The organism is Armatimonas sp. (assembly GCF_031410135.1).
Lineage (GTDB): Bacteria > Armatimonadota > Armatimonadia > Armatimonadales > Armatimonadaceae > Armatimonas.
In genome coordinates, this window is the sequence record NZ_JANNYP010000290.1 from 1 (window position 1) to 9,883 (window position 9,883).

The following is a 9,883-nucleotide window of genomic DNA, read 5'->3' on the forward strand; positions in this document are numbered from 1 at the left end:
GCGCACCCAGAACGGGTCATTGAGCACCAGAAACCAGTCCAGCTTCTCGGGCCGCAGCTCCGGGTTCTTCTTTTGTAGCCACTCTACATGGTCACTTGCCTCGCGGATCAGCTCCGCATCCAGCACGTTGCGAAAGACCGCGTAGCCGTCGCGCTCATAAGTCTCCATTGGGTTCATGGAAACATTCTAGCAGAAAAAGCCCGCACCAAAGCTCCCAAGTCTAAAAGACTCTGGAGCCCGGCACGGGCTTTGCGGCTGAGGCACGAAGCCACTGCAGACGCCTAATTTATTGGGCGGCAACACGTCGGCGGCAGCGAATTAGGGTGAGCGTTCCGCCGAGGGCAAGCAAAGCAAGAGTTCCCGGTTCGGGGGCGCTGGCGGAGACGGGCTCGCTGTAGAGGAAGTCGTCTGCCGCAACAACATCAATGCTACTCCCTTCGTCGTTGATGCCTGCTCCCAGCGCGATATTGCCTTGGGTGATGCGCACCTTGGCAATCGTAGGGCTGGCGAAGGAGACCCCGATGAACGAAAGTCCAAGGTCTTGGACGGGAGCGCTAAAAGTCCCCAGCGAAACATTGTTCTGATCAAAGTACTCGATGCTTGTGCTGTCAAGCAGATCAACGTCCGTGAAGATAGAGCCAAAGCCACTCACCAGTGCGGGAGTGGTGGTGCCAGGGACGAAGAAATCCACGTCGTAGACATTACTGCCAATTGCCGAAAAGAGGCGCTGAGCACTGAAGGTCTGGAAGGTAGACGTGTAGTTTGCCTCGATATTGCCGAATCGGGCAGCGACGGGCTGGCCCGCTCCCGCATCTGTGGTTGCGCTACTAACCTGAAAGCCCGTTCCGGATGTTGAAAACACGGCGCCACGCGGCGAGTTGGCGTTGAAGAAGTTCGCGGGCAGGTTGTTGGGCGCGGAGAAGGCTGCGGGAACCCCGTCCCAGTTGATCTCGCGGCGCAAGCCCCCAAACGAGCCATTAGCCCCAGCGGTTGTGCCACCGCCCAGGTTCGTGCGAAACTGATCACGAAACGGGGTAAGGGCGGCAGGGTTTGCTCCCGTACCGGAGACGACGGTCTGAGCGAGGGCCAGAGACGGGAGAGCGAGCAGAGCAAGAGTGAGAGGAAGGTTTAGGTTTTTCATGGGCTTAGGATAAGCCAGCGAGCCCCACGCCCCCACTCCAAAAAGTACGTGGCGTCCCCCTAACTTTAGTGAGGGTTCACTAGTCCGTGCCGAATCGCCAGCAAGGTCGCTTCGGTGCGGCTGGCGACATCAAGCTTGCCAAAGACAATGCTGACGTAGCCTTTCACCGTGCCTAGCGTCAGCCCCAAACTCGTCGCAATCTCTTTATTGCTACGGCCCTCCGCGACCGCTTTGAGCACATCACGCTCGCGTTCGGTGAGCGTGTCGAGCGGCGAGGATTGCTTGCGCTGGTGCGCTTGAATCTGTTGCATGAGATGGGACTGCACCACGGGATGAAGCGTCGGCTTGCCCTCAGCAGCGGCGCGGATGGCGGCGAGCAGGTCGTGGCGCAGGACATCTTTCAGCAGATAGCCCGTCGCACCGGCTTGCAGCGCCCCGCGGATTTTCTCGTCCTCCGCAAAGCTGGTGAGCACCACGATACGGGCGGGGTTGTTTTTCGCTTTAAGCTGCTGGATCACCGAGACCCCATCACCGTCGGGGAGCATCATGTCCAGCAAGATCACGTCGGGCTGGAGCGCTTCCGCCTGCGCAACGGCTTGTGCTACGGAACCTGCCTGGCCCGCGACTTCCAGCTCCTCGGACTCTTCTAGCAGGAGCATGAGGCCCTCGCGAACCATCTCGTGGTCATCTACAATCAGCACACGGATTTTCGGAATCTCAGCCAACTCTCACCTCCACTTTCGTTCCCCGGCCCGGCGTTGAGGACATTGTCAGCGTCCCACCGAGCTTGTCCACGCGCTCGCGCATGCTGGAGAGGCCCATACCTGTGCCATCGGGGCGCGGAGCTGCGGGAGCCTTGGTATCAAAGCCGATTCCATCGTCTTGAACCGTGAGCACGGTGGTGCCGCCGCGCCGTGTTGCCAACGTCACAAAGATCTGCTGGGCTTTTGCATGCTTGCGGGCGTTGGCGACGGCTTCTTGGGCAATACGATAGAGCGCGTGCTCTGTGGCAAACGCCGCGGGCCGGTAGCGTGAGGAATCGAGGGCCACGGGAGTGCTCTCATCGGAAGTGGCGCGGAGGTGGGCTTCCAGCGCGGCAATCAGTCCCTTGGTCTCCAAAAGCTCGCGGCCTGTGGGCTGAGGTGCGGGGGGACGCAGCTCGGCCAGGAGCGCTCGCATCTCGGAGAGTGCGGTCTGGCTCAGCTCCACCAACCGCCCCACACGGCGCTCGCCTTCGTCGGGATCGCGCTTCCACGCCGTGGTCGTGGTCTGGGCGATGAGCGTCATCGTAAACAAAAGCTGTGTCACGGAGTCATGGAGATCGCGGGCGATGCGCTGCCGTTCCTCAAAGATCGCCACTTGTTGCCCCTGCGTGGCGAGGCGCTCTTGCTGGAGTCGGCTGTCCAAAGCGCTGGCAAGCTGTTGCGCCGTGATCTCAAAAGGATGCAGCTCGGTTTCGTCCCAGAGATGAACTTGGGAGTGGCTCAGGATCACATGCCCCAGCCGGGCGGCTCCGGCAATGCGCAGGGGAATAAGGGCCAGCGCGGGCCGTCCTGACTCCGCTTGAATCCGCCGCAGAGTCTCGGGGACAAGGGGGTCGGTGTGGACATCGGCGATGGCAATCGTCTGCCCTTGATCCAGGGCTTCGTCGAGCGAGTCGCGCTGGTACGGATAGCGGAGCGGAGTCAGATCCAGCCCAGTTGCCGGAGCCCAGCGCCCTAGGATGCGCACCTCCCCCGCCTCATAGCGCGTGACCGTGCAGGCAAAACGCCCGCCCGTGGCCACTAAGTTCAGATAGGCAGCCACGACCTCAGGCGTGCTGTGCGCCGTCCCAATCTTAGCGCTGGTCTCGTAGAGAAGCTTCATCTCCTCCAGCGCCGTCTCCGAGGCGGCGTAGAGCCGAGCGTTCTCAATGGCGACGGCGGCATGGCGGGCAAAGAGCGTCAACGTCTCCACATCTTGGGCCGTGAGCGGGCGAGGATTATGTAGCGCATCCGTGCCGATCCCAAAGAAGCCGATCATCTTCTCGCGCCACCAGATCGGCACGCCAATCACGGAGTTCTCCGCGAGCTTGGGCTGTGTTGGGGTCTCAACTTGGCCGTAGCGTGCCAATACCAGCGGCTTCCCCGAGGCATAGACAGTTCCTGCTAGCCCCACACCTCGCGCCATCTCCGCACCCAGTTCATTCTCGGGCATCTGCCAGATCGCCTCGGTGCGGACGAGATCGCGGCGCTCGTCTACTAAACCAATGGTTCCGTTGTCCGCCCCGATTAGCTCGCAGGCATGGCGCACGATCCGAGTCAGCAGCGGGCGCAGATTCAGCTCGCTACTAATAGACTCAATGACGGCACGCAAGACTTCTTGCTGCCGCAGAAGCGCCTCAACGGTTTCCACAAGTGCCTCTAGTGGTCGCTACCTGTGTCTTCGATATAGTCCTTGCTCCGTCCGAGTGCCTCGGGTGCATGCAGGCGTAGCATCTTCAGATCGGCATCCCAGGGGATTTGCTTCGCAGTGACTTTGGAGACCACGAACATAATGACCAGGGCCAGCGGAACACCCCAGACGGCGGGTTGCTCACAGAGTGCCTTGGTCAGGGGATCGTCAATGGTGATAATCTTCTTGTCCGAGAGCATGAAGGCAATAATGGCCCCCAGTGAGAGCAGGCCGCCCCCCAGCATCCCCGCTGCCGCCCCTGGCATGGTCAGCCCACGCCACCACGCCCCAAGGAGCAAGAGCGGGAAGTAGCTCGCGGCGGCAATGGCAAAGGCCCAGCCTACCAGCATAGCAATATCAAAGGTCTCCACCAGAAGTCCCAGCGCCATCGAGGCGAAGCCAAAGATCACGGCTGCGATCTTGAACATCTTAATGCGCTCTTCGGGAGTTGCGGAGGGCTTAATGATCTTGCCGTAGATATCGTGTGCCAGAGCGCCACTCATAGAGACCAGCAGACCCGAGAACGTGGACATAAACGCCGCAAAGGCCCCCGCACTGGTGACTCCCGAGAGCACATCACCCCAGACCCCGCCGATAGCCCTCGGAAGCGCGATCACCACCGAGTCGGTCTTGTTATTGGCATAGAGCATCGGCAGATCCGCCCGGCCCAGTGCTCCCCAGATCGGAGTAAAGGCATAGAACGCACCGATCAGCACCATCACCCAGAAGGTGGTCGCTTTTGCACTTTTCCCATCGGGGTTGGTGTAGAAGCGCACCAGAATATGCGGCAGCCCTGCGGTTCCGCAGATCAGGGCGATAATCAGCGAGTAGGTGTAGAGTACGGGGAAGCCGTGCTTGCTGGTCAGAGTTCCATAGGGCAGGCCCCACTTCGCATTGTTCTGTGTGTTGGGCACAAAGCTCCCAGCGGCAAGAACTGCCTCGGTCGGCTTGGCAAACTCCAGCTTGGGGGCTGTCTTGATCGGCTTGCCCTCTTTGCTCAGCACCGCCTGGCCCGCTTTGGTGACCACGAGCGGCAGGATCGTCACTTGCGTCCCCGCCGGGATCACTCCCTCAATTTTAGGCAGGATCGCCAGGCTGGCATCGAGCTTGTCCTCGCCGGGCTCTGGCTTGCGTCCAGTGCTGATCTTGTCAATCTCGGTGTCTTTGGTGAAGGTAATCACCGTCTCCGCGCCCGGCGAGAAGCTCACCGCATTGTTGGGGGCCTTGTCCTTGCCCACGAACTTCAGAGGCGTGTCTTTGGTAACCTTCGGGATTCCCTTGGGCTCCCCGGTAAATGTCCCGAGCTTGCCACTGTAGCCGCCATAGACCGCCATGAGCACAAACACAGGCACAGAGATCGCAAAGAGCTTGACCCAGTACTGGAATGCCTGAACAAACGTGATGCCTTTCATCCCGCCGAGTGCCACATTAAACGTAATCACCGAGCCCACCACCACGATTCCGACCCAGTAAGGCCAGCCCATGATGGTCTGCATCGCGACACCAGCGCCCTTCATCTGTGGCATGGTGTAGAAGAAGCCGATAAAGAGCACGAAGCTCACCGCGATCTTGCGAAAGAGCGGTGAGTCGAAGCGGCCCTCGGCGAAGTCCGGGATCGTGTAGGCTCCAAAGCGGCGCAGCGGCCCGGCGATAAAGAGTAGAAGCAGCAAGTAGCCAGCCGCGTAGCCAACGGGGTACCAGAGCGCATCGTAGCCGTTTTTGAGGATTAGCCCCGCGACTCCCATAAAGCTCGCCGCAGAGAGATACTCACCCGAGATCGCAGACGCGTTCATTCCCACCGAGACCTGTCGTCCCGCCACGAAAAAGTCAGATGCGGACTGGGCGCGCTTGGTCGCAACAACACCTAAGATTACGGTCGCTATGGTTACGAGAATAACAAAGAACAGAGGAATCATTTTGCATTCTCCTGCACAATTGCGTCTTCGAGGGCGTTGGAGCGCTTAATAAAATACGCCGAGAGCCCCCACGTGATCGGATAGAACAGCACGGCGAGAATCAGCCACGTCAGCGAGAAGCCCCCGACATTGGTCGCGGCCAGCTCTGGCGCGTAGAGATTCACCAGGGGCAGGATAAAGATAATCCCCAGAAACACCGCTGCCACCCGCAGGCTCAGCCCTGCCTGTCGGCGCATCACCGAGCGCAACAATTCCTTATCATTCATGCCCCGCAGGTTCACCGAGCAGGGCAACAAATCCTGCCCGCAACCAAACGCCGCGCCGACGCTCAGTCTAACCTCCCCCGCCCTCGTTCCTCGGGCACCCCCTCCGGCTGACCGCTCGTGCCTCGCTGCGAAGGGGGTAGTTTAGCACGCTCAACCCTTCGCGGAGCCGGAGGGTGGCCGAGTAGTGCGAGGCCGGGAGGCAAAACCGCAACCAAACGCTGCGTCGGCACGTTACAATAGGAGACTATGCCAATTTTCCGCTACGAAGCCACGGAGGTCGATGGACGCGTTCTGCGTGGCGCGATGGATGCCACCAGCCCACAAGAGGTAGAGCTGCGCCTCTCGGGGAAGGGCTACACTCGGATTGAGGTTCAGGGAGCACAGACTCTAGCCCCCCCCGCCCCCAATACTGGGGGAGCCAGTGTCGGGGCGGGGGGGGCTGGACTCGTTCCGGCGGCGCGGGCAGAGGATCTGGGGCTTTTCTTTCGGCAGATGGGCTCGCTCCTGCATGCAGGGATGACACCAGGGGCTGCGCTCTCGAACCTCGCACCGCGCACGGCCAACCCACAGCTTCAGGCGGCGGGGCTGGCGATGGCACAGAATGTCGCACAGGGGGCGTCTTGGGCTGGAGAGATGGCACGCACCAATGGCCTCTTTCCGTCGCACATGGTTGGACTCGTGGCCGCAGGGGAGGCGGGTGGTTTTCTGCCGTTTTCCTGCGAAGAGGCCGCGCTGGGAGCCGAGCAGGACGCGGCACTTCGCCAAGGGCTAGGCTGGGTGCGCTTTCTGATCTGGCAGAGTGTCTGGTCGGTACTGCTCTTCCAGCCGATGTTTCCTAGCATTGACACCAAGCACTTCGAGGATGTTCGAGGGCACGCGCTGACCTATCTGAAGTGGGAGGGGTTTCTCTGTGTCCCGCTCGGAATCGCGATGCACTTGGGAGCCCATCTAGGGGGGAAGTGGTGGGCAAGCCCTGCGGGAGCGCACCTGCGCGACTCGCTCTCGCTCCGCATCCCCGTGATGGCAAAGCTTCACCGAGCACGGGCACTTGCCAGCTTTACCCGCGTGCTCTCTCGACTACTACGGGCGGGCGTGGGATCGTCGGTGGCCTACGAAGCTGCTGCCAATGCAGTCCCCAACTCCGTTCTTCGCACCCAGCTGATGCGTGGCCTCCCCGAGATTCGTTCGGCGCGAGGGCTTGACAGTGCCATCCAAGCCACGGGACTCATGGACCACGACCCCATCCAGTTGCTCGTCACCGGCCAGCAGACCGGCCAGCTCACCGAGACTCTGGATCAGGTCACGGCGTTCTACCAAGAAGAGGCCGCCCGTGCCACCGATGCTGCTCGAAAGTCCCAGAAACAGCTCGCGGGTATCATTACCATTGTCTCCATGGGCTATGTGACAATTCTGGCGACCTACTATATCTACAAGATGGGCTTCCAGATCGCCGACGGGATCGCACAAGAATAATTTCATGCCAACATTTTCCTACCACGCAAAAGATACCGAGGGGCGTCAGATCTCCGGCCTAATTGAAGCCGTCAACCCGAGCCTCGCCGCCGCCGCACTTCGGGAGCAGGGGCTCTTTCCCAATAAGATCGAGCTGGCTCCCCCAGGCACCACCTACGACCACACGCTCCCCCCCACGCCCAATCCACACCGCCCTCTCTCGCTCGATCAGCCCAATCGGATCGAGGCTGCTCCGTTTGCGGTCTCGGTGCCCCTGCAAGAGCTGGCGATGTTCTACCGACAGTTCGCGACTCTCCTGCGCTCAGGGGTTCCCCTGATCCAGGCACTAAATGCACTGGAGCAACAGACCCGCCACACGCGCCTGAAACAAATTCTGCGCGAGTGCCAGGCGACGATCTCCAATGGGGCTCCTCTCTCCCAAGTGATGGCCAACTACCCCGCGGTCTTCACCACGATGCAGGTGGAGCTGATCCGCGCAGGCGAGACGGGCGGCATGCTGGAGACGATGTGTAATCGCCTCGCGGACTACTTAGAAAGAGAGATCGCGATTCGGCGCAAGCTCTCCCGCGAGTCGCTCTACCCCAAGATCGTGCTCTCGCTGGCAGGAATTGTCTATCTGATTGTGAAGTGGACCCGCGCGGGAATGGGAGCGACGGGCAATGCGCTGGTTCTGGAGAAGGTCAAGTTCGCGGCGATTGTGGCCGTGACTCTTGCATTTCTCTGGTGGCTGGCACGCTTTCTCAATCAGTTCCCCGCATTTGGTGCCTCCTGGGATAACTTCAAGATGTTCATCCCCGGTGTCGGTGGTGTCTCCCGACGCTACGCCACGGCGCGGTTCTGCCGAGCACTTGCGGCGCTTTTTGCAGGAGGCATTAATATTGTCCGAGCGGTCGAGATCGCAGGGCGTGCCTGTGGAAACCGCGCGATTGCTCAGGCAATGCTGGATGGGGTGCCGCTCCTGATGTCCGGTAAGGGAATCGCGGCGGTTCTGGAGCAATCGGGTGTCTTGTCTCCCATCGCTGTGCAGATGGCTCGCACGGGAGAGTCTACGGGCAGCCTGGACGAGATGCTGGAGCGGGTTGCGGATTTCCTGGAAGGCGAGGCAGATGTCAAAGCGCATCAATTGGCAACCGTGATGGGAGTTGTGGCAATCTTAGTGGCCGCCGTGATTGTGCTCATGGTCGCGATTCAGGCCTACACGGGAATGGCAAACCAGGCGATGAGCTCCGCCGACGGTGGTGGGAGCGATTAGCCTCTCCCCACTCGATTGGGGACATGAAAAAAAGATGAAACTTTTTTATCGGGAACTCTTGACATAATCTTTAGCGTAAGTTATAGTTTCGTTGTGTGATCTCCTTTTCTCTCCACATGCTGTGGAAGCGGTCAATCGCTTTAGATTGACCGCTTTTTTTTGCAACTTCTCTATCCGCCATAAACTCCCGACTCGTTGCTGTAGCCACTGGTAGAGTCACCGCGCTTGGCGCGGACGCGATAGCGAACTTTTTGACCAGGTGGTTGTTCTAGATGCTTGTAAGTGACCCGCGTCGAAACATCTATTAGTGTCCACGTGGTGCTCTCCCCTATCTTCGCTTCAATCAGATATTGTGTTCCAGATTTATTCCCTCCTGATTTCCACTTAAGAATGTGAGTCTCATCGGCGGCGGCGAGAGCAACCAGCTCAAGCGGCGTCTGTGCCGTGAGTCTGGAGCGCACTTTATCTCGAACTGTGATACCAATAGCATCGCGCAGGGCGTCTGGGGCCTTACTGGTCTGAGCACGCTGGGCAGCAGCCCGTGCCATGCTGGTTGCTCCGGCTTGTGCCTGAGTCTTTGCCGTCATTGCCGCTTGTGCGGCGCTCTGAGCAGCATCATTGGTGGCAATGGCATCCTCCAGGGTCGTCTCAGCCCCCGTGAGTTCCTCAAGCTCATCATCGGTGAAGGCAAAAATCAGCTTGTTGGTCGTAGCGACTCGGTTGAAGTTCTTGAGCCATGCGAGAAACTCGCGGTCGTTAGCAGGTAAATAGTCTTGCGGCATGATAAAAACCCTCCGTGCTTGATCCCGCTTTAGGCTCCCTCCTAGGAGTCGAAGCGTATGCTCTGGTATACGGGTGTGAGTTTAAACTTAGTTCCCGGTAGTTACCAGAAAAATTCTGGTAGTTACCTTTTCCAAAAAGGTAGACAAAATGGAGTTTCATTTAACTAGTACTCTAACTCGTTAGAGTACTAGCAAAAGAATAAACCCTCCTCCCAGGATTGGGAGGAGGGAAGAGCGAAGCGAAGGGAGGAAGGCTAGATCTCCGCGATGGCGCGGTTCATCAGGCTCCGGCAGAGCGACTGCGTCCCGGTGTGGGTGAAGTAGTCGGTGTGCGTGTCAATCAGCGCCGCGACCACGTCCATCTTGCCCTCTAAACCATCAATACGGCCTTTTAGGCTCTCGTAGATGTTCTCAGGCGTGAGGCCGCGCTCCTGTACAAAGTTGCCGATCCAGCCCGAGACGGCCCCAAAGGTCTGCCCGATAAAGCCAAGCTGCCCGAGGGTGTCGCCGCCGGGGATCATGGACTGGAGCGCCTTAAATGTCTGGTTGTTCTCTAAGTGGCTGGCGGAAAAGCCGCGCAGGTTACTGTCCACTTTATCCAAAAACTCTGGCCCGAGCGG

General features: G+C 59.6%; 8 protein-coding genes and 1 pseudogene. 2 read left to right on the plus strand and 7 right to left on the minus strand.

Annotated features, from left to right (window positions below):
- Positions 1–286 precede the first annotated feature (286 nt).
- The 5 genes from RMO15_RS10500 to RMO15_RS10520 all read right to left on the minus strand — a co-directional run bounded on the left by RMO15_RS10500 (position 287) and on the right by RMO15_RS10520 (position 5,756).
- Positions 287–1,141, minus strand: a complete 855-nt coding sequence (locus RMO15_RS10500) for a PEP-CTERM sorting domain-containing protein (protein ID WP_309711678.1) — start codon at positions 1,139–1,141, stop codon at positions 287–289.
- A 65-nt stretch (positions 1,142–1,206) separates the two neighbouring features.
- A complete protein-coding gene (locus RMO15_RS10505; RefSeq protein WP_309711681.1) occupies positions 1,207–1,866 on the minus strand; it encodes a response regulator transcription factor in 660 nt (219 codons plus the stop codon).
- Complete coding sequence (locus RMO15_RS10510; protein WP_309711684.1) at positions 1,859–3,535, minus strand: GAF domain-containing sensor histidine kinase; 1,677 nt, start codon at positions 3,533–3,535, stop codon at positions 1,859–1,861. The genes RMO15_RS10505 and RMO15_RS10510 overlap by 8 nt, the downstream gene beginning before the upstream one ends.
- Before the next feature lie 8 nt (positions 3,536–3,543).
- Complete coding sequence (locus RMO15_RS10515) at positions 3,544–5,490, minus strand: cation acetate symporter (protein ID WP_309711686.1); 1,947 nt, start codon at positions 5,488–5,490, stop codon at positions 3,544–3,546.
- Positions 5,487–5,756, minus strand: a complete 270-nt coding sequence (locus tag RMO15_RS10520) for a DUF485 domain-containing protein (protein WP_309711689.1) — start codon at positions 5,754–5,756, stop codon at positions 5,487–5,489. Before RMO15_RS10520 ends, RMO15_RS10515 begins: the two co-directional genes overlap by 4 nt.
- Before the next feature lie 246 nt (positions 5,757–6,002).
- On the opposite strand from RMO15_RS10520, the gene RMO15_RS10525 reads away from it, so the two are divergent.
- Both RMO15_RS10525 and RMO15_RS10530 read left to right on the plus strand, forming a co-directional pair.
- On the plus strand, positions 6,003–7,229 hold the full coding sequence (locus RMO15_RS10525) for a type II secretion system F family protein (protein ID WP_309711692.1): 1,227 nt from the start codon (positions 6,003–6,005) through the stop codon (positions 7,227–7,229).
- Positions 7,230–7,233: 4 nt separating this feature from the next.
- Positions 7,234–8,481 carry a type II secretion system F family protein gene (locus RMO15_RS10530; protein WP_309711695.1) on the plus strand — a complete coding sequence of 416 codons (1,248 nt, stop codon included), beginning with the start codon at positions 7,234–7,236 and terminating at the stop codon, positions 8,479–8,481.
- 170 nt (positions 8,482–8,651) lie between these two features.
- On the opposite strand, the gene RMO15_RS10535 is transcribed toward RMO15_RS10530, so the two are convergent.
- Both RMO15_RS10535 and RMO15_RS10540 read right to left on the minus strand, forming a co-directional pair.
- Positions 8,652–9,263, minus strand: coding sequence for a fibronectin type III domain-containing protein (locus tag RMO15_RS10535; RefSeq protein WP_309711698.1), 612 nt, complete (start codon positions 9,261–9,263; stop codon positions 8,652–8,654).
- A gap of 254 nt (positions 9,264–9,517) precedes the next feature.
- Positions 9,518–9,883 (minus strand): annotated as a pseudogene (locus RMO15_RS10540) (hypothetical protein); the annotation flags it as partial.

What these genes read in the sequence shown, in the direction of transcription:
- RMO15_RS10500 (WP_309711678.1), bottom strand. Translation starts at nt 1,141, where the DNA reads ATGAAAAACCTAAACCTTCCTCTCACTCTTGCTCTGCTCGCTCTCCCG.
- RMO15_RS10515 (WP_309711686.1), bottom strand. Translation starts at nt 5,490, where the DNA reads ATGATTCCTCTGTTCTTTGTTATTCTCGTAACCATAGCGACCGTAATC.
- RMO15_RS10520 (WP_309711689.1), bottom strand. Translation starts at nt 5,756, where the DNA reads ATGAATGATAAGGAATTGTTGCGCTCGGTGATGCGCCGACAGGCAGGG.
- RMO15_RS10525 (WP_309711692.1), top strand. Translation starts at nt 6,003, where the DNA reads ATGCCAATTTTCCGCTACGAAGCCACGGAGGTCGATGGACGCGTTCTG.
- RMO15_RS10530 (WP_309711695.1), top strand. Translation starts at nt 7,234, where the DNA reads ATGCCAACATTTTCCTACCACGCAAAAGATACCGAGGGGCGTCAGATC.
- RMO15_RS10535 (WP_309711698.1), bottom strand. Translation starts at nt 9,263, where the DNA reads ATGCCGCAAGACTATTTACCTGCTAACGACCGCGAGTTTCTCGCATGG.